A 24,439-nucleotide genomic window follows, 5' to 3' on the forward strand; every position below is an offset into this window, starting at 1 on the left:
GCTGTTAGCGGTAGCGGGGCGTTTAGCCCGTGCTGAGTGCTGAGTAGAAGTCGGAAGTTGAATGACTAATGACTAATAACCAATGACTAATGACTAATGACCATTGACCATTGACTATTGACCATTGACCATTGACTAATTATGTTCTCAACCAATCAATCAGAATCAGGTGATAGTAAGTGGCGTAGCCAATTGGACAGATTTGTCAAAGCAAATCAGCGAGAATTAGCGGCGCTGGCTTGGGGGTTGTGGCTAGAATATGGTGATAGTCAAGGGACTATTGGCATTGATTTACAGCCAACACCACATTTTGTTTATTGTCCCCAAGCAGCAGTAGAACAATTAAATAGCAATGTTGATAATAGGCTACAAGAAATTGTGGGAATTATTGAGCATCATCAACCAGAAATCGAAGTATTAATGATTGCTATTGGTAACGGGGAAATTAAATTAATTCAGTTCGCACCAGAACCGACTCCACCGATTTGTTTTGCAGAAGTTGGTCAGGATGTAAGTGAGTTGTTGGAACTGCTAGCAAAGCAGATGAGTGAACAGATAAATCTGGTTTAAGAGGGTGTTTGAAAAGTCTAATTTATTACTTAGCTTGGCGACTAGAAGTTGCAGCTATACAGACAAAACCCACCTACATGGGTTGAAAATACTTGAGCTTTCATCAGTCCGCGTAGGCGGACTTTGTTTGTGTAGTAGCGAATTATATTCGCCCCATACTTTTCAAACATTCTCTAAATGAAATCTAGCATTGCTGATGTTTGTCAGCTTTTAACTAAAGTTATTCTTTGCGCTTTTTCTAAGCAAATTTGAAATTTATTTGCCAACATTTGTACGTTGGGTTCATCAAGTAAAGAAAGATGTGAACCTTGGATGTATTGGATATTTAGCTCACCAGTTATGATGTCACCCCAACCAAATTGGGGATCATATTTCACTCCCACGGCATCACTGCGATGTTCATCTTGAGTACGAAATAGAGTCACATTACCTTGGTATTTCTGAAAAGTATATTTACTCAATGCTTGAGCATTCGCACCAATGATATCTAAATATTTCTCACTTTTTGGGAGATTTACCGCAAAATTTAATACTTGCGGAGCCGCACTTAAATATTGTTTATATCCTTGCTGTAAATGGTACTTAAATACTTGAGATAAACCTACAGCTTTATCCCAAATATAGTTAGTACCTTGCTGGAATAAATGATCTAAATGTAAGGGAATGCGCTGTAAAAATGATAATCTTTGACTATAACCTGGACGACAGGTGTCAAACATCGCCACTAGTCCCAATTCTTCCCCTTGTCGATGCAATTGCTGCGCCATCTCGAAGGCTACTAAGCCACCAAAGGAATATCCTGCGAGAAAATAAGGGCCTTGGGGTTGAATAGTTTGGATTTCTTGGATATAGTGTGCTGCTATGTCTTCAATGCGAACTAAGGGTGGTTGTTGACCATCTAGTCCTTGGGGTTGAAGTCCGTACACTGGTTGTTCTAGTCCGAGATGGTTGACTAAGTGGCGGTAACAGAGAATTTCGCCACCTAGAGAGTGAATTAAAAACAAAGGTGGTTTGGAACCTTGGGGTTGCATGGCTACTAAAGATGACCACAAATGCTCCGATTTATACTTTTGTTGATGAATTAAATGGGCGATCGCTTCTACTGTACCAGATGGAAATAGCGCCGCTAAAGGTAGTTTTTGAGAAAATTTATGCTCAATTTCTGTAAATATCCGCACCGCTAACAGGGAATTCCCTCCCAAATCAAAAAAGTTGTCTTGTACACCAATGGGTTGAATACCTAAAACTGTTTCCCAAATCTGCGTTAATTGCTCCTCTAAATTATTCCGGGGAGCGATAAAATTTTCTCTTATTTCTGAGTATGTTAAATCAGGTGCTGGTAAAGCTAGACGATCTACTTTACCATTAGGTGTTAGTGGTAGATTTGCCAAAAATACAAAACTACTAGGAATCATGTAATCAGGTAATTTATGGCGTAAATAATGCCGTAGTTCTCTAGTCGTGGGAGCTGGTTGCTGTTGCGAAACAACGTAAGCTACCAAACGTTGATCATTAGGGATATCCTCACGAGCAATCACAACAACTTCTTTAACTAAACCACTTTTAAAAAGTGTCATTTCAATTTCTGCAACTTCGACTCGGAAACCTCTAATTTTTACCTGAAAATCTTTTCTCCCCATGTGAATTAGACAGCCATCAGACTCAAAGCGTCCTAAATCACCAGTCTTATAAATTCTTTCTTTCCCACCATGAGGATCTGGTAAAAATACAGCTTTTGTTTGTGCTGTTTTCTGCCAATAACCAAGAGCTAAATATTTACTTTTAACGGCAATTTCACCAATATCGCCAGCATCAACTTCTTCTCCTGCTTCATTTAAGAGGAGAATTTTCATATCTGGGACTGGGTAGCCAATGGGTATAGAGCTAGTCGTGATTTGAGTCTGGTGATCAATGATAAAATTACAGAAAGTTCCAACTTCTGATGCTCCTAAACTAGCGTACAAAATACAATCATTAGTAAAATATTTTTGATAATTATCTACATCTCTTTGTAATGTAGCTTCTCCACCCAACTTAACAAACCGAATCTTGGGGAATTGCTCTTTACCTGTGAGGGTATCGACAAAATGCCGAAACAGTGTAGCAAAGGAATGATAAATCGTAATTTCTTCTGTAACTAACCAATTAGCTAAGTTAGTTAATCCCTCTTTTTTAACATCAAACGAATATAGAGATGCTCCATTCAGCAGGGTGTAGAAAATACATAATATTCCGCCTAAAGCACTACATGAGTAGAGAAAAATTACCCGGTCGGCTGGGCTAATGAGTAAAGTATTGGTATCATTCATACAATAGTGCAAACTATGGCGATGGCTATGGACTACGCCTTTGGGTTTGCCTGTTGAACCACTTGTGTAAATTAGATAAGCTGGTGTATCAGGATTAATTTTAATATCGGGATTATCAGTAGTAATATTTTGATTAATATCGTCAATATTTAATATTCGGCATTCATTAGCGACTAATTCATCAGCTAAAGCTAAATTCTGACTATTAGTTATAATTAAACCAACTGTGGCATCTGCTAAAATGTGAGCAATTCTTTCTAATGGAAAGGAATTATCTAGGGGAACAAGGATTTTACCAGTTTTTAATACTCCCAAAATACTCGTAATAAAACTTGTGCCTTTTTCCATTAATACGGCGATGACTTGCTTATTTCCATATTGAGAAATAATGGTATTTGCTAAACGATTAGCATTTTGATTTAGTTGTGTATAAGTTAATAATTCTGTGTTGGTTTTAACAGCGATCGCCTGGGGATATTGCTTGACTATTTTTTCAAATCGACTAGTAATAGATTGATGAATCTCTGTCTTCGGAAATTCAGTAAAGCCTTGGGGAATATTCAACCAACGATTACAAACGAATCGTTGTGTTAAAGCCATCTTAGGAGCTATTTGTGAAAGATTACTCATGGATAATTAATAATGACTAAGTTTTTAAAAATACTCAATTACCAGAACATCAAAAAGTAAATACCTCATCACTTTTTCGTGTTCTAGTCATTCTATTGTCTGAGTACGGCTGGAACTATCTTTATACCAATTGTGATGTTTTCCGCAAGGAATTACCTGGATTTTTCAATGTAGAGTTGATAGCGTTTCGTGCTTTGGTGAGGTATATTTCTTTGAGGTTAGAGGCTAGAAATTAGAGCCTAGACTGTACCTCATCTGATCAAAAACTGCTATAACCCTGGTGTTAGAGAAAATGTAACGGGTAGATTTGAGCTTCAGATATATTTTGCTTTTACCTGAGCAACATTACTTTTGACTGTCACAAGGATAGATGCTACACCGTTTTCAGAAAAATTGCCAAGTAGGTGTATGATTTTTCATCAAATCTTTATTGATGCTTTATCAGCAACAACTAAAAATCTGTAATTTTTTTAACAACAAATGGATAGATTAATTTACTGCACACTCAATTGACTCGTTTTTATGTAAGTGCGTCAGTAATTATAGTGACATTTATCTACCAACGATCGCTTTCTAATTCATCAATCACTTTTTGCCAATACCACTCTTGTGACATCCCCGGATAGTAATCTTGTTTCTGCTCGATCATCCGTTGAGCAATTTCCCAATGTCCCCCAACTAAGCGCAGGAGTTTTTGACGTAATAAATTAGACTTTTGTGTTTTATATTCAGGTACAGATGATTGAATTTGCTTGAGGCTATCTAATACTTGCTGGTAATTTTCCCAGTCTGCTTGTTCACAAAAAATACTCGCAGCTTTTTGATAATCTTCCACAGCATTCTGCATTTCTTCTAAGCAGGTGTAGGCAATGCCACGATGATAGTAAGCTTGAGCATTGTTGGGTTGAATTTGTAATGCTTTGGCATAGTCTTGAATTGCACCGAGATAATTACCCATTGCTCGATAAGTGTTACCTCTGGCAATATAGACTAAAGCATCTTCGGGTTGTATCTTGATAGCTTGATGAAAATCAGCGATCGCACCTTGATAATCACCTAACAATGACCGTGCTTTACCCCGGTTACGATAGACAGCGACATCGTGAAAGTTTAATTGTAGCGCTTGGTTAAAATCAGCGATCGCTTCTCGATAATTTCCCATTTTGCAACGCACCACACCCCGACAGCAATAAGCTTGTGCATCTTGAGGATCTGCTTGTAATATCCAGTTTAAATCTGCAATTGCTTCTTTGGTGTCTCCCTGTTCGGCTTTGTCTAATAACTGGGTGAAGTATTCGTTCACTGATTTTAGCGGTACACTGGGAGAACTCACCGACTCAGTGACAGGTTTAGCTGGTGATTGTAGCTGTTTAATCCTCTGCAAACACAGACGACAATTATTTGTATCCTTTTGCTGTAAATATAATTCCGCAGCTTGTTTAAAACTAGCGATCGCATCTTGAATATACCCTTGTTTGCGTCGCACCGTCCCCCGTAGGTTATGAGCTGGTGCATAATTAATATTCCGACGAATCGCCTGTTCTATATCCTCCAATGCTCCTGGTAAATTTTTTAGTGCTACCCTAGCCAAAGCGCGACAATAGTACGCTTCCACACTCTCAGAGTTCAGCTTAAGGACTTCGGTATAATCGGCAACAGCCTGAAGAATTGCCCCTGAGTCATAATATGCCAACCCCCTTTGTAAGTAGGCTTCGGGATAGTAAGGAGTCTGTTGTATAGCATAAGTGAATTGGGCGATCGCACCAGCATAGTCTTTCTCTCTGGCTTTGGCTAATCCCTGGTTGTAAAAATCGTTATTCATAGCGTTTGATTTAAACTATGAAAATTAGAACTATCACTACAGGTATATCACTTGATTCGCCCAAAGAAACAGCCAAGCTGAAAATAGCGGTGATTTTCACCAACAAAAATTGTAGTTTGGGTTAACGCCAGGAAATCCTACACCAACATCTACATTGAGTTTTTGAGTCCATGTTTGCTTAAGCGCAGCGCCACCCAACATACATTTACTGCACTGTTTTAGCCTGACAATTTTCAACTATCATCCTAATCAGTCAACAAACTAGGAGAAGTCAAGACAAAAACATCCCTAATTCCCTGAGCTGCAACCTGCGGTTTTATCGGTGTAGTAAAGTGGAAAAAATCATGGTCATTAACTAATATCAGTTCTCCCGGATAGAGAATCTTACTAAATACAGGCTTTTCTTTTTTAGCAGTATATAAATGAGTTTCCCCACCTTGAATATTTTCTCTAGCAACAGAGTAGATACCGATAAAATCAGTACCATCTTGATGAATACCTTCCGGTGCAGGATTACCAAAGTTATCAACAGCACAAATAGTTCTGATTTGATGCACTCCGATTTCTGCCTCTGGATGTAATTTACAAGAATCACTAAATGCCAAAATTAAATGTTTAAAACTCTCAAGTTCTATGAGAGCATGATCTAATTCGGCAAACTCCCTTTTCACATCCCCTAATAATGGGTTGTAATCCTTACTTTGAAATAGATAACCATGAGGTAATTGAGTTAACTTATCCCCTGTCACTGTAAAACGAGATAGTCTTCTCAAGCGATAGCTACCTTTAATATAAGGATCAATAGGTAAATCATGAAAAAACGGCTGAAAATCTGCTGGATTAATCGAATTTACTTTTCTTAAGGTAAATAGAAAAGCATATTCTAATTCCGTCATTCCCCCGACTTTTTGCATAGGATTTCTCTCCTTGCAGATGGCAATTCTCCCGATTCTTTTCTTTGGGAGGCTTATAATACTGAGTATATGCTACTTTTTATTAAACTGTCGTTAATTTGACTACAAAAATTGACAGATTGTGATACAAGGATAACCTTTCAAAATTAGAAAAATATCACAACAGATGTATAAGTATGATTGATTGGCTCTACCGTTACCCAACCTTGCACGCTGGTATTTTACTCAAACGCTACAAACGCTTTTTTGCCGATGTGCAACTAACATCAGGTGAAATAGTTACAGCACACTGTCCCAACACAGGGCCGATGACAGGAGTTTCCACCATTGGTAGCGCCGTACAACTATCCCAAAGCACCAACCCCAACCGCAAATTAGCCTACACCCTAGAACTAATTCAGGTACATGATAACGAGCCGACTTGGGTAGGAATAAATACAGCCTTACCCAATCAAATAGTCAAACTAGCCTTAGCAAAATACCTGTTTCCCCAATTGGGTAACTACACCCACATCAAAAGCGAAGTAGTTTACGGACTAGATAAAAAAAGTCGAGTTGATTTCTTCCTCACAGGAACCGATACAGAACGTCCCATATATATAGAAGTGAAAAACACAACTTGGTGTCAAGGAACCCTAGCACTCTTCCCCGACACCGAAACAACCAGAGGACAAAAACACCTCCGAGAACTCACCGCACTGCTTCCCCAAATGCGTGCAGTCATGCTCTACTTTATCAATCGTGGTGACTGTACAGAATTTGCCCCTGGCGATAAAACAGATCCGATCTATGGTAAACTTCTGCGAGAAGCCATAGCCCTGGGTTTAGAAGTTTTACCTTGCCGTTTCGACGTTTCCCCAGAAGGCATCCGTTACTTAGGTTTAGCCAAGCTCAAAATCTAATACCGACATATCTAAACAAAAACACCAACCTCAAAAACCCTCCGCGTACCTCTGTCTTGAAAAGTTTCCTACGGAGGGAAACCCTCCTACAGAACTTTTCGCTGCGTTAAAAAAAATGATTATCCTCATCATGGGTGTATCCGGTTCTGGAAAAACCACCATTGGACAACAACTAGCCAATTCCCTCCACTGGGAATTTAGAGACGCAGACAGTTTCCATTCACCAGAAAACATTGAAAAAATGCGACATGGTATTCCTCTCAGCGATGAAGACAGAATACCTTGGTTGCAAACCTTGCACACAGCCATCAAAAATTGGTTGCAAGAAAATCAGAACGTAGTTCTAGCTTGTTCTGCACTCAAAGCCAGCTATCGCCAGTTCTTATTATTAGATAGCAATAACGTCAAACTAGTTTATCTCCAAGGCTCATTTACACTCATTCAACAACGCCTACAAGAACGCCAAAATCACTTTATGAGTGAAAAACTTCTCAAAAGTCAATTTGATACCTTGGAAGAACCAGATAATGCTATCTTGGTCGATATTTCCCAACCACCAGAGCAAATTATCACTTTTCTCAAAACATATTTTGCAACTGCAAAAATCGAATAAAAATAATAATAGCGCCAACCTAACTCTAGGCAGACGCTATCGCTTTAATTTAATTCAGGGATAAAAATAGTGTAATGAATTCCCTGATTTTTATTATTAATTGAACCGCATTTTACTTGTTATACCGTACTGCGACGAGTGATCAAATTCCACAGAAAGACGGCAACTAGTGCGCCGATAACAGCGACGAAAATACCTGGAATACTCAAAGCAGGAGCAGCTAAAGCCAATTTACCCGTACTGAAAAACACGCCCAAAGTACCACCAACGAAAGCACCAATAATTCCCAGGATGATTGTACCCAAGATACCACCGCCCTGATGACCAGGATAGATAGCTTTAGCGATCGCACCAGCAATTAAACCTAAAACAACCCAAGCAATAATGTTCATTTTCTTAAAAGTTGTAAATCTTTTTTGATTGACAAATACACAATAGCAACCTCAATACTCATGATTAATCTGCCAACAGGATTAGTTTTCCTAGCCAGAAGACATATTTAGATAGTGAGAAAAAAGCACCTAATTGTCTGGCAATTAGATGCTAATAAATTTATTGCTTGGTAATTCTAATATATAGCAATCCTCGATTATCAGCCCGTCAGGCTGCGTTAACCAGAGAAGTCGAGGAGATGGACAGATAAGATTGTCATATCTAGATTTTATTTAAAAATAGAAAAGAAGGGGGTAGAAATGTACTAAATTTTTATTTAAATTATATAATTACACTTAGCTAATGACTTGTTTAAGAATAAACGATATGACAATTCTCAACGCCCGTAATTTATCTTTAGAAGAAGTTCAACGGTTGTTTGGTTTTCAGGAACAGTACAAAGACTCATTTTCCCCTCTATTATCTCTAGAGCCTCTTTTAGAATCTGAACAGTACGAACTTTTGCAAATTAGAGATGACTTTCGACGCTATCTGACAACAGGCAAAGTATCTGAGGGACAAGTAAAGTTTCTTGTACTTGCTCCCTTACTTAGGTTAGCGGGATTCTATCGTTATCCTATTGAGATTCGTTTGGAAGAAAATATAGCTGAAATTGAAGTAGAAGATGAAGATGTCATTATTAAAGGTAGGATGGATATTTTAGCTTGTAGTAAAGCTAAACATACAATAGCTAACGCTTATTTTTGGGTATTATTAATTGAATCGAAAAATAGCCAAATTGATATATCCACAGGATTTCCTCAATTACTTACTTATGCTTATAAAGGTATAGATAATCAACAGTCAGTTTGGGGTTTAGCGACCAATGGCAGAAGTTATCAGTTTGTTTATATCGAACAAGGTAATTCTCCTATTTATCATCTCATGCCATTGCTAAACTTTATGGAACCTCCCCGTGCAGTTGAGTTGCTACAAGTTTTAAAAGCAATTTGTCAGATGTAACAAATCATAATAATTTTGCTGTTTGCGATCGCTCCACTAAACTATTCGCACATAAAATACCAGAAGCAGCCACAGCCGGCACACCAATTCCCGGCATAGTGCTATCACCGACACGATACAAACCCTGGATAGGCGTATGTGTACTAGGAAACAAACCCTTACCAGCAGCAATTGCTGGGCCATAGGTTCCTTGATATCTTCTCAGATAATGAGCGTGCGTCAACGGTGTACCAATGAGTTCCAACACTACACGTTCTCTGACATCAGGGATGACTTTCGCTAAAGCTTGATATAAAGATTCTGCTTGCGCTTTTTTCTTCACTTCATACCCATCATTCCGTTCCCAGCCAGCGTAAGCTTCCAAAGTATAAGCATGAACCACATGATGTCCCTCTAGGGCAAGACTTTGATCCCACACACTGGGAATTGAGATCATGCAAGTATTACCTGGTGTCGTGATATCTTGCTGGGAGTCATGCACTACCACATGATGTCCCGTCAAATTTTCTAACCCATCTGCTTTAATACCTAAATGTAAGTGCATGAAACTGTCTACATCTGGTGTTGCTAAAGCATCACGACGATAACTAGCAGGCAAATCTTCAGGACGTAATAAGTAATTATAAGTATCCCAAATTGTCGCGTTAGAAATGACTATAGGTGCATGGAGAACTTCCCCACTTTTTAACCTCACACCCACAGCCTTACCAGATTCCACCAAGATTTGCTCGACATGACATCCCAAGCGTAACTCACCACCCCAGCGTTCTAACCCCCGCACTAAAGCCTTAACAATAGCTGCACTACCTCCCACAGGATACTCCACCCCCACGCGGGAACGTTCACCCAACATGAAAGCCATCTCTGGGGTAATTGTGCCATGTGCTTTTAAGCCGGAGAGTAAGAAGCATTCTAAATCAATTAGTCGTCGTACCCAAGAGTCTTGAACTATAGTATCCATGACATCACCCACAGAAGACTGCACCAAAGGCAAATAAGGTAACATTTTCCCCAAAGAGGGTAAGTAACGTTGCCATAAAACTAAAATTACTTGCCAGTCTGCCCTCAGTGCTAGAGTGGGAATGCCTTTCATCGCCTCATAAAGACCTAGCAAGCGTTGTGTAAATTGCCGGAGTTCTTTTGCACCTTGAGGCAAAATTTTCTCAATTTCCTGGAGGTATTTTTCCATGTTGCTATAAACTGCAACAGTTCCTTCAGGAAAATGGTATTTTCCTAGAGGATCATAAGGTATAACTTGTAAAGATTCACCTAAAGCATCGAGAATCTGCTTGACAGGATTCAAGCTCTGTGCATCTGTCAGACCACAATAAAAGGAGGGGCCAGAATCAAATTCAAATCCTCGCCGTCTAAAGCTATGGGCTGCACCACCAGGAATTGTATGACTTTCACACACCATTACCCGCTTGCCATAACGTGCTAGCAACCCCGCAGCACATAATCCACCGATACCGCTACCGATAACAATGGTATCAAGTGGGGAGTGAGGAGTGCTGAGTGAAGAATGCTGTTCGCCCTTGGCGTTCCCGAAGGGTGCACTGAGTGAGAAGTTCATGTTTTTTTGACTATTGACTATTGACTATTGACTATTGACTATTGACTATTGACAAATGACAGAACCATTAATTGAACTCAAAGGTGTTTCTAAGTCCTTTGGTAGCAATCAGGTTTTAGACAATGTAGATTTGACGATTTATCGAGGAGAGGCTGTAGGAATTATCGGCCCTTCCGGCACTGGTAAATCGACAATTTTACGAGTAATTGCTGGTTTAATTACGCCTGATGCTGGGGAAGTTTATGTGCAAGGTGTCAAACGAGAGGGGTTAATTGAGGATGGACATGATCCGGTAGGTATTGGTATGGTGTTTCAGCAAGCCGCCTTGTTTGATTCTTTGACTGTAGAAGAGAATGTTGGGTTTTTACTTTATCAAAATTCCCAGTTAGAGCGATCGCGGATTCAAGAATTAGTCAAGGAAAAATTAGAAATGGTGGGTTTACCAGGAACCGGTCATCTCTATCCATCGGAACTTTCTGGTGGGATGCGGAAACGGGTAAGTTTTGCCCGGGCAATTATGTCTAACCCGGATAATCCCGCAGATGGGCCAGAAGTTTTACTTTACGATGAACCCACAGCTGGACTTGATCCTATCGCCTCTACAGTCATAGAAGATTTAATCCGTGGCTTGCAATGCACACAAGGCGTTTGTAGTACCTATGCCATTGTTACCCACCAAGACAGCACAATTCGCCGAACAGCTGATAGACTAGTGTTTCTTTATCACGGTAAAGTGCAGTGGCAAGGGACAGTTAGCGACGTAGACAGCACCGACCATCCATTAATCAATCAATTTATGAGTGGGAGTGTGCAAGGGCCTATTCAGGTAGTTGGTTAAGAGGAGTGCTGAGTGAGGGAGTGAGGGAGTGAGGGAGTGAGGGAGTGAGGGAGTGAGGGAGTGAGGGAGTAATGAGTGCTGAGTGATGAGGGGGAGTCAGGAGTGATGATTCTTAATTCTTAATTTTGAATTTTGAATTTTGAATTTTGAATTGATTTCCCCCATCTCCCTATCTCCCGATTTCTGCTGTAATTGTTGGGTGGAGGAAAATATGCGAGAGTTTATCACTAATCGTTTTGCATCTCGACGAACATTAAGAGAAGGATCAGTAGGATTGTTGGTGCTGTTGGGAATAGGGGCATTTGGAGTCATCCTATTGTGGTTAAATAGATATACGGCTGCGGGTAATTCTTATAAAGCGATCGTAGAATTTGCTAATGCAGGTGGTATGCAAAGAGGCGCTACAGTCCGCTATCGTGGTGTGAAAGTAGGTAGCATTTCTCGGATTCAACCAAAGGCAAATGCTATTGAAGTAGAAATCGAAATAGTTCAACCAAACCTGATCATCCCTCGTGATGTAGTGGTAGAAGCTAATCAAACAGGATTAATTAGCGAAAGTATTATAGAGATCACCCCAAAATCAACACTACCCACCGGAATAACTATCGCCCAACCTTTAGATAAAAATTGTGACTCCAGCCTAATTGTTTGTAATAATTCGCGGTTAAAAGGGCAAATAGGTATCAGCGTTGATGAACTGATTCGCAGCAGTACAGAGTTAGCGACTGTGTACAATAACCCTGAATTTTATCAAAGAGTCAATAAACTGCTAGAAACTTCTTCAGAAGCTGCCACTGGTGTTGCTGCACTCACTAAAGATATTCGCACTTTAAGCAAAAGCTTTCAAGGACAGATAGGGACATTTTCTGCCACTGCTAATTCTGTGCAACGGGCAACGAATGAACTCACCGCTTCCACCACGAAAACAGTCAATCAGTTGGGTGTCACTGCCGTTCAATTTGGGAGTACAGCAACTCAAGCAAATAAGCTGTTGAGTGATTTAGATAGTTTAGTGACAACAAATCGTTCAACGTTGGTAGGCGCTTTAAACAATATCACAGAAATTAGCAGTCAACTGCGTGTAACTGTGAGTAGCCTATCACCTAGTTTGAATCGATTAACTCAAGGAGAATTAATTAAAAATTTAGAAAGTCTCTCAGCCAATGCAGCTCAAGCCTCAGCCAATTTGCGAGACGCAACTAAAACTCTCAATGATCCGAAAAACGCTCTGCTGCTGCAACAAACCCTAGATTCAGCCAGAGTAACTTTTGAAAATACCCAAAAAATTACATCTGATTTAGATGAGTTGACTGGTGATCCTACTTTCCGGCAAAATCTCCGACAACTAGTCAATGGCTTGAGTAGCTTAGTATCCTCCACAGATCAAATGGAGCAACAAGTGAAGGTAGCAGCAACTCTAGAGTCAATGAAAGCCGCCGCCAATAAACCCAACCTCACAATACCCTCTCTCGCCGCTAACCCCTCACCCACACCAGCCATCATCGCTGATAACAAACCTCAACCCAACATCCCATCAGCTCAGGAAAAATTATTACAACAGCTACGAGAGTATGAAAAGAAGGAAGTGAGGGAGTGAGGAAGTTCTCATTACTCCGTTATCTCCTCATCCCCCTTCACTTCTGTACCTCCGACTCGTTAAACTAGCAGATAATATTTCACGTGATTTAAATAATCATGACTGTAATTAGCCAAGTTATTCTCAAAGCTGACGACGAACTGCGTTATCCCAGCAGTGGCGAACTCAAGAGCATCAGAGAATTTTTACAAACCGGTGAACAAAGAACACGGATTGCTGCTACCTTAGCAGAAAACGAAAAGAAAATAGTCCAGGAAGCAACCAAGCAACTTTGGCAAAAGCGCCCTGATTTTATTGCCCCTGGTGGTAATGCCTATGGTGAACGTCAACGTGCTTTGTGCGTCCGTGACTATGGCTGGTACTTACGCCTGATTACCTATGGTGTACTAGCTGGTGACGTAGAACCAATTGAAAAAATTGGCATCATCGGTGTGAGGGAAATGTACAATTCTTTGGGTGTTCCTGTTCCTGGAATGGTAGAAGCTATCAACGCTCTCAAAAAAGCCTCTCTTGACTTACTAAGTACAGAAGACGCAACCGAAGCAGCACCTTACTTTGATTACATTGTGCAAGCGATGTCCTAGTACAAAATATGTGCTAGCTCAAAGGATGTGCTTTTGTCTACTAAATTGAGTGTTGACTCCTAACTCATATCCATAAGATTCTCATTTGATCATAACCTCCCCACAATTGGTAGTGGCTCTGGCAAGCTCTCCGTGTCAAGTTACTAACCAACGGTGGGGAAATTTTATTTAGTCAATGGTCGTTGGTCAATAGTCATTAGTCAATGGTCATTAGTCAATGGTCATTAGTCAATGGTCATTAGTCATTAGTCATTGGTCAGTACTCTCCAACTTCCGACTTCCGACTTCCGACTTCCGACTTCCACTCAGCACTCAGCACTCCCTCCCTCACTCCCTCACTCCCCCACTCAGTACTCAGCACTCAGCACACCCTTCTCTACGAGAGGCTACGCCAACGGGAACGCCAAGGGCGAACAGCACTCAGCACTCAGCACTCACTACTCACTACTCCCTCACTTCCCATGCAAATACAAAAAGCCGACAGACTTTTACAAGGTTGTCGGCAATTAGTGTGTTCCCTATTAATGACTCGGCTAGAGTTCAGTAATAAACTAATTTTGATACTTTGCTGATTGGGTGTAAGCGATCTTAATCATGAGCCTGTGTGATTGTTATCACTTTTTTTTAACTGCTATGCTGTATCTGGTGTAAAAAATTTTTCTTCTATAAAGATAAATACATATAATCAAACAGGGAACTGTAGCTTTAGCTACAAAGTCTGTTTTGATTGTAAATTTCCGTCATCTAAAACAAAATGTATCGATATTTTATCCATCCTATAGCCGGGTTAATGTTCTTGGGATCATCCTTTGGTTGTGTTCTGCCAAAACAGTTTGAGGTTGTTCAGAGTAACACGGTTGCATCTGCGCTGAACACGAATGAGATCAGTTATAGCTCTAAATCTAATAGACCTACCACCAAAAAAGCGATAATTTCTATTGAAGGGGAAAAAACAACCATCACCCTCAAACTCTATGCAGAATACAGGAATTTATTCACCACCTACTTTCCTGACAAAGATTTTCTCCCTGAAGGCGTTAGTTCTGGTGAAGGGACAGGAGTACGTTTTATTACTAATTTTGGTGGTACTAAAAACAACAATGCTTACGTCAGCATTTCTTTTCTCAATAGTTTACAAAACTTGGGACAACTCAGACGCTTTGTCAATGGCAAATCTGGACTCATCGCCACTAATAAATGGCGGGTTGTCAATCGGACTCGCAATGCGGCTTATCCTTGGGCAAAAGAAAGGATTTCGTTTCGTCAAGGACGAGACATTACAGGTAATTTATACCTTGGTCAACAAAACGGCAAAGTGTTCTATGTAATTACTCATTATCCGCTAGAGTACGGTGACGGATTTGCACCGAGATCTGATGTAATTTTAAAGAATCTGCAAATAGGTAGTTAAAAAATGATCTGGGGAGCAGACTAGCTAGCAGGATAAGCTAGATTCAGCAGCACAACTTATTGACAACATGAGGTGACGGTGACAGTAGAACAAAAGCATAGCAACTTATTGGCGATCGCTCAAAGTCAATTAGGTCAGCTTTCCCCCGACAAGTTGGAATTGGTGGTGGCGTTTCTAGCTTACTTGCAAGAAAGAGAGAAAACCCAGGCAATAGAAGAATTATCAAGTATTCCTGACTTTACTCTCTGTGTTGGTGAAATCGAGAATAATACTTCTCATCTCATTGCTGACGATGCAGAAGTCTGGGAAGCTTATTTAAAAACTGAACAAAAATGGGAAGAGGTTTACCGTCGTCTTGCAGACTCCTAAATTCATTGCTCACCGTTCGCTTAATCGATTTTAGAAACAAAGAATTAATCAAAATGGTTAAAACTGCTCAGTAGACAGTATTAAAACTGGCACATAACTCATTGACACTAAAAATAATAACTAGTACTAATTATCTAAAATGTTACACTTAATACTGCATTTTTAAACAAAGTAAGGATATCTAATGGATACAACATATCAGAGTTCTCAATTTCCTATTGTAACTTCTACATCTAATCTATCAAAAGATGGATTAGATTGGCTTTACAATCTGTTAATCTCAAGATTTAAAAAAGACTATGTTCAAAATTTATTTCAACGTATCATAAGGAATAATGATGAATATCGTATATGTACATTGGATGATTTGATAAAAAAATATCCTGACTTTAAAGATAATCTAGATCAACTTACTAGAAGCAAGTTTAAAAATCTTGATGTAAAGCTTGAAAAACAATCTAGTTTTAATAATTCTAAAACATTTTGGAGGATCGAGTCAGGAATTACACTTTTAGTACCTTTAATAGAACATTTGATATTAGGAGGTTTGATTGCAAGTCCCACAGATGTAATTGTAGACAAGGTTACAAAAATGTTTACAAATTCTGTTTATACCAAAGACGATTGGTTTTTGAGTTATATAGATAGTCATAATACCCTTGAAAATATTCTAGTGAAAATTCCAAAAGATGAAAACTTAAAAACTATTGAGGTTGCGTATTTGTTTTTAGATATTACTGCTGAGAAACAAGATTCCTTTTTGCATAGTAAAAGTAAAACTACAATTAAGTCAGAAGTTAGGTCGCAACAATTTTCAAACGCTCAAGGTTATTTTGATTGGATTCATGATGTTTTGGTTTAAGAGGATGTTTGAAAAGTCTTCTCGTCAGTAACAAAATGTTTTAGATCCCCCTAAATCCACCTTAAAAACGGGAACTTTAATTCATTGTCCCCGCTTTTTAAGGGCGGTTAGGGGGGATAAGCTAGTACTTAAAATCACAGTCAATCACTTTTCAAACACCCTCTAATTAATTTGGTTAAATCATTCTGGTGTTGATAAATGCGCTAATCATATTTTCGATTTAGCACTTAATCAACTTGATGTTACCCAGTACTCAGATTTAATTGAGTTACAAAACAGAATAAGCCCTCTTCAAAAGTGATTTATTATTTTAAAAATAGACTAGCTCACCGTTCGCGTAATCGATTCTAGAAATAAAGAATTAATCAAAATAGCAATACTTTCAAGCATTTTTTGGGAATTAATTATTTCCGATTTGGATTTTAATCACTTGAGTTATTGCTATCACTCAAGTGATTAAAATCCACAAAAGCCAACTCCGATAGCCTTTGGTGAGGTGTAGTACCGCCAAAAGCTATCACACAGAGTATCCCCTGGGGACAAGATTCGTTGACAAAAACAACCACACGCAAAGGTCAGTAAATCGATACAATAATTTTCTGTCCTGTTGGTGCATTATTTCCATGACTGCCACATCTCCCTTTTCTCCCCAAGAAATCGCTGCTGAAGGTATCAAACCAGAAGAATATGCAGAAATTGTGCGTCGGTTAGGACGACACCCCAACAAAGCCGAACTAGGAATGTTTGGGGTGATGTGGTCAGAACATTGCTGCTATAAAAATTCTCGACCCTTACTTAAACAGTTTCCCACGACAGGCGATCGCATTCTCGTCGGGCCAGGAGAAAATGCTGGGGTTGTAGACTTGGGTGAGGGATTGCAACTAGCATTTAAAATCGAATCTCACAATCATCCCTCCGCCGTTGAACCATTTCAAGGAGCAGCCACGGGAGTTGGTGGTATCCTCAGAGATATTTTTACAATGGGGGCGCGTCCCATTGCTTTGTTAAATTCTCTGCGCTTTGGTTCTCTGGAAGATCCTAAAACTCAACGCTTGTTTACTGGGGTAGTCGCGGGAATTAGCCACTATGGTAATTGCGTTGGTGTTCCCACTGTTGGCGGTGAAGTGTATTTTGACCCGGCTTACTCTGGTAATCCCTTGGTAAATGTGATGGCGCTGGGATTGATGGAGACACCAGAAATTGTCAAATCTGGGGCTGCTGGTGTGGGTAATCCTGTGTTGTATGTGGGTTCCACTACTGGGCGCGATGGTATGGGCGGCGCTAGTTTTGCTAGTGCAGAATTAAGCGATGAATCTCTAGATGATCGACCGGCGGTGCAAGTGGGTGATCCTTTTTTAGAAAAGTCGTTAATTGAAGCTTGTTTAGAAGCGTTTAAAACAGGTGCGGTTGTGGCAGCTCAAGATATGGGTGCAGCTGGGATCACTTGTTCGACTTCGGAGATGGCGGCTAAAGGTGGTGTAGGCATTGAACTAGATTTAGATCAGATTCCAGTGCGGGAATTGGGGATGATTCCCTACGAATATTTGTTGTCGGAATCGCAAGAAAGAATGTTATTTGTGGCTCATAAGGGGCGTGAGCAAGAATTAATCGATATTTTCCACCGTTGGGGACTACAGGCTGTTGTGGCTGGGACTGTGATTGCCGAACCAATTGTGAGAATCTTTTTTGAAGGTAAGGTAGCAGCAGAGATTCCGGCTGATGCGTTGGCTGAGAACACACCACTGTATCATCGAGAGTTGTTGGCAGAACCTCCAGAATATGCCCGTCAAGCTTGGCAATGGTCGGCTGATGCTTTACCCAGTTGTACAATTGGGGGGATAGATGTTCAAGGTAGTCAGCAAAGTTGGCATGAGATTTTGTTAACTTTGCTCAATACACCAACGATCGCCTCGAAAAATTGGGTATACCGTCAGTATGATCATCAAGTGCAGAATAATACTGTTCTCTTACCCGGCGGTGCAGATGCGGCGGTAGTTAGGTTACGTCCACTAGAAGGGCAGGGAAAAATTACTCATGCTCAAAGTGCTGTCGCCGCTACAGTAGATTGCAATCCTCGTTATGTTTACCTTGATCCTTATGAGGGAGCGAAGGCTGTGGTAGCAGAAGCAGCACGCAATCTCAGTTGTGTGGGTGCAGAACCTCTGGCGGTAACAGATAACCTGAATTTTGGTAGTCCCGAAAAACCCATTGGTTATTGGCAATTGGCAGAAGCTTGTCGAGGTTTGGCGACAGGTTGTCAAGAATTAGCAACCCCGGTAACTGGTGGTAATGTCTCTTTATATAATGAAACTCTTGATTCCCAAGGCAACCCCCAGCCCATTTACCCGACTCCAGTTGTGGGGATGGTAGGGTTAATTCCTGATTTAAGCAAAATTTGTGGTCAAGGTTGGCAAGCCCCAGGAGATGTAATTTACCTGCTGGGCGCATCTACAACCACTTTGGGCGCATCTGAATATTTAGCTACCATTCACAATATTGTGGCTGGTAAACCCCCACAGGTAGATTTTGCCTTAGAACGTCGTGTCCAAAAAGTTTGTCGTGAAGGGATTCGTGCTGGTTGGGTGCATTCAGCCCATGATTGTGCTGAGGGTGGTTTAGTTATTGCCTTAGCCGAATGTTGTATTGCTGGCAAATTAGGCGCGCAAATTCATCTAGAAGTTTCGCCAACTCAGTTACAGCGCTTGGATGAAGTACTGTTTGGTGAGGGTGGAGCCAGGATTTTAGTGTCCGTCGCCTCAACCCAACAAGCAACCTGGGAATCATATTTACATGAACAGTTGGATGAAGATTGGCAAAAATTAGGCGTAGTTGGAAATACCGATACAGATTTGGGGGTTTTAACCACTGATAACCAAACTTTAATTCAAGCTAGTATCGAAGAGATCAATGATCTCTATCAAAATGCGATCGCTAGCAGATTAGGAGGCTCAAGGCTAGGGAGTGCTGAGTGAGTGAGTGAGGGAGTGAGGGAGTGAGGGACAAAAAGAGAATCTGTTGACTAATGACTATTGACCATTGACTAATGACTAATGACTAATTCAGTAGCAACTTTGAACACATTTAAGGTACTGTTTTAATAGATGGTTAAAGATTTGTTAAGCATTTCCTAACCATGCCTAGACACAATCCCAGTGACTAAATAATTGCTCATGCGTAATTCGTAATTGAGGGTATAAGCCTATCTTAAATTTATGTAATAGAAAAAAAGAAATTTATTGTTTCCATCTCACGCATAAATACGTAGAACAATAATTACGAATTACGAATTACGAATTATTTTGACTTGATACCCAAACCAGGAGCAAAGCTAGCATGATTCCCATTGATTCCGTCACTTTGGATGAATACCCCAATCAGACTAATAGTTCAGTCAATAGTCAGGAAGATCGTCCAGACAAGCCTGAAGAAGCTTGTGGAGTTTTCGGTATCTACGCCCCAGGAGAAAATGTTGCCAAATTAACCTACTTTGGATTGTACGCCCTGCAACATCGGGGACAAGAATCGGCTGGTATTGCCACTTTTGAAGGTTCACAAGTCCACTTGCACAAAGATATGGGCTTGGTGTCTCAAGTCTTTAATGAGTCTATTTTAGAAGAATTACCTGGTGACATTGGCGTTGGTCACACTCGTTATTCTACTACTGGTTCTAGCCGCAAGGTGAATGCTCAACCAGCTGTACTGGAAACTCGTCTAGGTAAGTTAGCTTTAGCACATAATGGAAATTTAGTCAATACAGTGCAATTGCGGGAAGAATTAATTAACAGCAATTGTAAACTAGTGACGACTACAGATTCAGAAATGATTGCATTTGCGATCGCTGAAGCAGTTAACGCTAGTGCAGATTGGCTAGAAGGCTCCATACAAGCATTTCATCGCTGTCAAGGAGCATTTAGTTTAGTTATTGGTACTCCTATCGGTGTGATGGGTGTACGCGATCCTAACGGTATTCGTCCCTTGGTAATTGGGACTTTACCTAGTAACCCAATCCGTTATGTTTTAGCTTCGGAAACTTGCGGCTTAGATATTATCGGTGCGGAATATCTCAGGGATGTAGAACCAGGGGAAGTAGTTTGGATTACTGAACAAGGTTTAGCTTCTTATCATTGGAGTCAAAAACCCCAGCGCAAGCTATGTATATTTGAAATGATTTACTTTGCTCGTCCCGATAGCCAAATGAACAACGAAAGTTTATACAGCTACCGGATGCGTTTAGGACGACAACTAGCAGCAGAATCCTATGTAGATGCTGATATTGTATTTGGTGTTCCTGATTCTGGGATTCCCGCCGCCATTGGATTTTCTCAAGCCTCTGGTGTTGCTTACGGTGAAGGGTTGATCAAAAATCGCTACGTCGGACGCACCTTTATTCAGCCAACCCAAACCATGCGAGAGTCGGGAATCAAGATGAAACTCAACCCCCTCAAAGATGTACTAGCGGGTAAAAGAGTAATTATCGTCGATGACTCGATTGTGCGGGGTAATACTAGCCGCAAACTAGTCAAAGCCTTGCGTGATGCGGGTGCAACAGAAGTTCACATGAGAATCTCTTCCCCACCAGTGACTCATCCTTGCTTCTATGGTATCGATACTGATAGTCAAGAGCAACTGATTGCTGCAACTAAATCAGTCGCAGAAATTGCCAAGCAGCTAGAGTTAGACAGCCTCGCTTATCTGAGTTGGGAAGGAATGCTAGCAGCAACGGGAGAAGATAAAAATAGTTTCTGTTCGGCCTGCTTTACAGGTGATTACCCCGTGACGATTCCTGAACAAGTTAAGCGTTCTAAGTTGATTTTAGAGAAGGCGGTGGTTTAGGGACTGAGGACTGGGGACTGGGGACTGGGGAGATGGGGAGAGAAGAAAAATCACAACTCAGCACTCATCACTCACTACTCCCCACCCCGCACCAAGGCTAAAATAGTTGAATACCTCACCACTATTGATGGTTTATGAACCAGCCGACGACGGAAAAATTACGCTGGAATACTGCCGACTTAGAGTTGTTTCCCGATGACGGGAAGCGCTATGAAATTATTGATGGGGAATTGTTTGTGACGAGAGCGCCTCATTGGAAACACCAAAGAGTTTGTGTCAGAATTAGTAACACTTTGGATAATTGGTCACAGATGACTGGTTTGGGGGAAACTGTAACTGCTCCAGGTATAGTTTTTGGTGATAATGATAATGTAATTCCCGATGTTGCTTGGGCTAGTAATGAGAGAATATCTCAGTCATTAGATGAGGCTGGTCATTTGACTGCTGCGCCAGAACTAGTGGTAGAGGTGTTATCTTTTGGTCATGAAAATGAGAAGCGAGATAGAGAATTGAAACTTAAGCTCTACTCATCGCAGGGAGTGAGAGAATATTGGATTGTAAATTGGCGACAGCAGCAGGTGGAAGTATATCGGCGTGAACGAGGAATTTTAAGGTTAGTTGTCACGCTGTTTAATGGTGATCAATTGAACTCACCTTTATTACCTGATTTTAATTGTGCAATCGCTTCCTTATTCATCTGAGCTATCAGCAAGCGATCGCCTCTATTGCATCTTAGCTGCTATATCCGTATCATCACTCTTTAACTGCCCATCTTCCATGTAAATAATGCGATCGGCAATATCCAGAATCCGGTTGTCGTGAGTGACTAGCAAAATTGTACAGCCTTGTTCTTTAGCTAAATTCTGCATCAGTTCCACAACATCGCGGCCTGATTTTTTGTCGAGGGCGGCTGTTGGTTCATCGGCTAAAACTATTTTAGGATGACTTACCAGGGCGCGAGCGATCGCCACTCGTTGTTTTTGTCCTCCCGACAGATTTTCGGGATAATAATTTACCCTATCCTCTAAACCAACAGTTTCTAACATAGCGATCGCTTTGGCGTTGACATCTTGATTTAAAAACTTGTCATGCAACTCTAGCGACATTCGCACATTTTCTCTAGCTGTTAAAAAAGTCATCAAGTTATGCGCCTGAAATATATAACCAATTTGGCGACGCAATTTAGTTAACTGCTGCTTTTTAGCTCCACAAATTTCTTGCCCTAAAATTTTCAAACTACCTTCCTGTGCAGAACGCAAGCCACCCATCAGGGTTAATAAAGTAGTTTTTCCTGAACCAGAAGGGCCAGTCATAATCACAATTTCACCAGCATGAATATTTAAATTAATATCAAATAACACCTGTTTACGCAGCCCACCAACACCAAAATAATGATTAAGGTTGCTGACAGAAATCACAGGTTCTAGAGTTGATATAGAATCGCTAGTTAATGGTGTAAATTCTTGTAGCATAGGTGATTAGGGAGTGGGGGAGACGAATCAATTCAAAATTCAAAATTCAAAATGAAGAAATAATGACCAATGACTAATGACTAATGACTATTGACCAATTAAAATACATCAGCAGGATCAGCAGAGCGTAGTTTTCGCATAGCGATCGCACCGGAAACGCTACACATGATAATTGTGAGAATAAAGACACTGATTGCCCGTTCTAGCTTCATGACTATGGGTAGCATGGTTGCAGCGTAGGTGACTTGATATAGCCCAAAAGATAAGATGTAAGCTGGGAGATAACCCAAAATGGCGAGTAATAATGCTTCTTGCAGTAGGGCTATTAATAGATAGCTATCGGTATAACCCATTGCTTTGAGAGTGGCGTATTCTGGTAAATGCTCAGAAACATCCGAGTAGAGAATCTGATAAACAATCACAATGCCGACAATAAAACCGACACCCACACCTAAATTAAAAATAAACCCAATACCAGTACCATTTGCCCAATATGCTTTTTCCGTCTGAGCAAACCCTTCTGGTGTCAAGACTATGACATCATTGGGTAGGTTGGCAGTTAGTTGCGATCGCACTTTTTCTGCATCTACACCCGGCTTGAGGGTAATCAACCCGACTTCTATACGATCTGCTTTGCGTTCAGGAAATATTCTTAAAAAAGTCGAATCACTGGTAATAACATTACCATCAGCAGCAAAAGAGGCTCCATTACTAAACACCCCTTTAACATTGATGCCGATACTATTTAGTTCTGTTTGGAATTTGCCTGTTTTTTTAAATATGTCCCCAACAGCACCGTATTCTGGACGACCGGCTTGATCAAATAAAACTTGATATAGCTGTTGAATTTGATATTGATTTTTTTGCACTTCCGGAAATTTGAATGCAGATTTTGCCGGATCTACACCCCAAACTAAAATGGCGCGATCTTGTCGAGTTTCCGGGTTGCGCCATTGTCCAGTACTGATGTAAAGTGGACTGACTGATTCCACACCGTCATAAGCTAAAGTCTGATATAGTCTTTCTCTAGAAAAGCTTTTCACTGAAAACAGCGTTTGGAATTGCGGATTAATCAACACTAAATCTGCTTGCAAGTTCCTATGGGGTTGAATTGCGGCATCAAACAGCGCACCTTCAAACCCCATTTGAATAAACATCAGCATATCTGCGAAGGCAATACCAGCCACCGCCACGGCGAGGCGAGTCTTTTCCTTCATTAATTGCCGCCACGCTAGCGGCGTTTTGCGAAATATTTTAGACAACATATAAGAATCCGATTTGATTACTGAAATAATTTGCGTAGGTAGGCAATAGGCAATAGGCAATAGGCAATAGGTAAGAAGTTCTTCCACTAGTACTGATTTTTTTCAATAATCAAATACTAGTCCTATATTAGTGATGAGGTTAATAGTTTAGTGTCTCAGTCTGCTGTTCTAATTGGTACTGGCGCATTAGTAGAAATAAAGGCAGTCCTAGAGACACGCCGACTAATAAATTAGAAGCAACATAAACCCAAAGGTTTGACATTTTCAGACGTGTACCTTCCCAAAAGACAAATATCCAGAGAACAATAGATGAAACAATTACATCCATGCCAAAGAAACTAGATATTCTATTAGCAAATAGCTGCTCAATAAAAAGTGGAATATTCAGACCATGCTCTAATAAAAACGGTGTGAACTGTGAATAAGGTAAAACTGTTCCTAAAATGCAAAGCAAAAGATAGATGATTTTCAACATGATTA

Annotated in this window: 21 protein-coding genes; 13 read left to right on the forward strand and 8 right to left on the reverse strand. The window is 40.4% G+C overall.

What is annotated here, in order from left to right:
- Positions 1–138: 138 nt before the first annotated feature.
- Positions 139–570 carry a hypothetical protein gene (locus FD725_RS07440; RefSeq protein WP_179051466.1) on the forward strand — a complete coding sequence of 144 codons (432 nt, stop codon included), beginning with the start codon at positions 139–141 and terminating at the stop codon, positions 568–570.
- 203 nt (positions 571–773) lie between these two features.
- On the opposite strand, the gene FD725_RS07445 is transcribed toward FD725_RS07440, so the two are convergent.
- The 3 genes from FD725_RS07445 to FD725_RS07455 form a co-directional block, all read right to left on the reverse strand.
- A complete protein-coding gene (locus FD725_RS07445) occupies positions 774–3,509 on the reverse strand; it encodes an amino acid adenylation domain-containing protein (RefSeq protein ID WP_179047529.1) in 2,736 nt (911 codons plus the stop codon).
- A 556-nt stretch (positions 3,510–4,065) separates the two neighbouring features.
- Positions 4,066–5,331 carry a tetratricopeptide repeat protein gene (locus FD725_RS07450; protein ID WP_179047530.1) on the reverse strand — a complete coding sequence of 422 codons (1,266 nt, stop codon included), beginning with the start codon at positions 5,329–5,331 and terminating at the stop codon, positions 4,066–4,068.
- 245 nt (positions 5,332–5,576) lie between these two features.
- Complete coding sequence (locus FD725_RS07455) at positions 5,577–6,245, reverse strand: 2OG-Fe dioxygenase family protein (protein WP_179047531.1); 669 nt, start codon at positions 6,243–6,245, stop codon at positions 5,577–5,579.
- A gap of 176 nt (positions 6,246–6,421) precedes the next feature.
- On the opposite strand from FD725_RS07455, the gene sfsA reads away from it, so the two are divergent.
- On the forward strand, positions 6,422–7,147 hold the full coding sequence (sfsA, locus tag FD725_RS07460) for a DNA/RNA nuclease SfsA (RefSeq protein ID WP_179047532.1): 726 nt from the start codon (positions 6,422–6,424) through the stop codon (positions 7,145–7,147).
- A 115-nt stretch (positions 7,148–7,262) separates the two neighbouring features.
- The gene (locus FD725_RS07465) at positions 7,263–7,760 is read left to right on the forward strand and encodes a gluconokinase (RefSeq protein ID WP_179047533.1); all 498 of its coding nucleotides are present in this window, start codon (positions 7,263–7,265) and stop codon (positions 7,758–7,760) included.
- Positions 7,761–7,879: 119 nt separating this feature from the next.
- On the opposite strand, the gene FD725_RS07470 is transcribed toward FD725_RS07465, so the two are convergent.
- On the reverse strand, positions 7,880–8,152 hold the full coding sequence (locus tag FD725_RS07470; RefSeq protein WP_179047534.1) for a GlsB/YeaQ/YmgE family stress response membrane protein: 273 nt from the start codon (positions 8,150–8,152) through the stop codon (positions 7,880–7,882).
- Positions 8,153–8,519: 367 nt separating this feature from the next.
- Here FD725_RS07470 and FD725_RS07475 point away from each other — a divergent pair, with 367 nt between their 5' ends.
- Positions 8,520–9,155: a restriction endonuclease subunit R gene (locus tag FD725_RS07475; RefSeq protein WP_179047535.1), complete on the forward strand. Its 636-nt coding sequence runs from the start codon at positions 8,520–8,522 to the stop codon at positions 9,153–9,155.
- Between the two features lie 4 nt (positions 9,156–9,159).
- On the opposite strand, the gene FD725_RS07480 is transcribed toward FD725_RS07475, so the two are convergent.
- A complete protein-coding gene (locus FD725_RS07480) occupies positions 9,160–10,728 on the reverse strand; it encodes an NAD(P)/FAD-dependent oxidoreductase (RefSeq protein ID WP_179047536.1) in 1,569 nt (522 codons plus the stop codon).
- Between the two features lie 55 nt (positions 10,729–10,783).
- On the opposite strand from FD725_RS07480, the gene FD725_RS07485 reads away from it, so the two are divergent.
- From FD725_RS07485 to FD725_RS07525, 9 genes are all read left to right on the forward strand, one after another.
- Entirely contained in the window at positions 10,784–11,566 is a 783-nt protein-coding gene (locus FD725_RS07485) for an ABC transporter ATP-binding protein (RefSeq protein WP_179047537.1), read from the forward strand.
- Between the two features lie 211 nt (positions 11,567–11,777).
- Entirely contained in the window at positions 11,778–13,163 is a 1,386-nt protein-coding gene (locus tag FD725_RS07490; protein WP_179047538.1) for an MlaD family protein, read from the forward strand.
- 98 nt (positions 13,164–13,261) lie between these two features.
- Complete coding sequence (locus tag FD725_RS07495; protein ID WP_179047539.1) at positions 13,262–13,747, forward strand: allophycocyanin subunit alpha-B; 486 nt, start codon at positions 13,262–13,264, stop codon at positions 13,745–13,747.
- A 754-nt stretch (positions 13,748–14,501) separates the two neighbouring features.
- Positions 14,502–15,158 carry a hypothetical protein gene (locus tag FD725_RS07500; RefSeq protein WP_179047540.1) on the forward strand — a complete coding sequence of 219 codons (657 nt, stop codon included), beginning with the start codon at positions 14,502–14,504 and terminating at the stop codon, positions 15,156–15,158.
- Between the two features lie 78 nt (positions 15,159–15,236).
- Positions 15,237–15,527 (forward strand): hypothetical protein, encoded by a 291-nt coding sequence (locus FD725_RS07505; protein ID WP_179047541.1) that lies wholly within the window; start codon positions 15,237–15,239, stop codon positions 15,525–15,527.
- A gap of 184 nt (positions 15,528–15,711) precedes the next feature.
- Entirely contained in the window at positions 15,712–16,389 is a 678-nt protein-coding gene (locus FD725_RS07510) for a hypothetical protein (RefSeq protein ID WP_179047542.1), read from the forward strand.
- A 623-nt stretch (positions 16,390–17,012) separates the two neighbouring features.
- Positions 17,013–19,361 (forward strand): phosphoribosylformylglycinamidine synthase subunit PurL, encoded by a 2,349-nt coding sequence (gene purL, locus FD725_RS07515; protein WP_179047543.1) that lies wholly within the window; start codon positions 17,013–17,015, stop codon positions 19,359–19,361.
- A 361-nt stretch (positions 19,362–19,722) separates the two neighbouring features.
- Positions 19,723–21,222, forward strand: a complete 1,500-nt coding sequence (gene purF, locus FD725_RS07520) for an amidophosphoribosyltransferase (protein WP_179047544.1) — start codon at positions 19,723–19,725, stop codon at positions 21,220–21,222.
- A gap of 134 nt (positions 21,223–21,356) precedes the next feature.
- Complete coding sequence (locus FD725_RS07525; protein ID WP_179047545.1) at positions 21,357–21,923, forward strand: Uma2 family endonuclease; 567 nt, start codon at positions 21,357–21,359, stop codon at positions 21,921–21,923.
- 21 nt (positions 21,924–21,944) lie between these two features.
- Here the strand turns inward: FD725_RS07525 and FD725_RS07530 are convergent, their stop codons facing one another.
- The 3 genes from FD725_RS07530 to FD725_RS07540 form a co-directional block, all read right to left on the reverse strand.
- Complete coding sequence (locus tag FD725_RS07530; protein WP_179047546.1) at positions 21,945–22,694, reverse strand: DevA family ABC transporter ATP-binding protein; 750 nt, start codon at positions 22,692–22,694, stop codon at positions 21,945–21,947.
- A gap of 98 nt (positions 22,695–22,792) precedes the next feature.
- On the reverse strand, positions 22,793–23,959 hold the full coding sequence (gene devC, locus FD725_RS07535; RefSeq protein WP_179047547.1) for an ABC transporter permease DevC: 1,167 nt from the start codon (positions 23,957–23,959) through the stop codon (positions 22,793–22,795).
- 139 nt (positions 23,960–24,098) lie between these two features.
- Positions 24,099–24,434, reverse strand: a complete 336-nt coding sequence (locus tag FD725_RS07540; RefSeq protein WP_179047548.1) for a DUF2834 domain-containing protein — start codon at positions 24,432–24,434, stop codon at positions 24,099–24,101.
- Positions 24,435–24,439 lie beyond the last annotated feature (5 nt).

Origin of the sequence: Nostoc sp. TCL26-01 (assembly GCF_013393945.1) — a bacterium.
In the GTDB taxonomy this organism is placed as follows: Bacteria; Cyanobacteriota; Cyanobacteriia; order Cyanobacteriales; family Nostocaceae; genus Trichormus.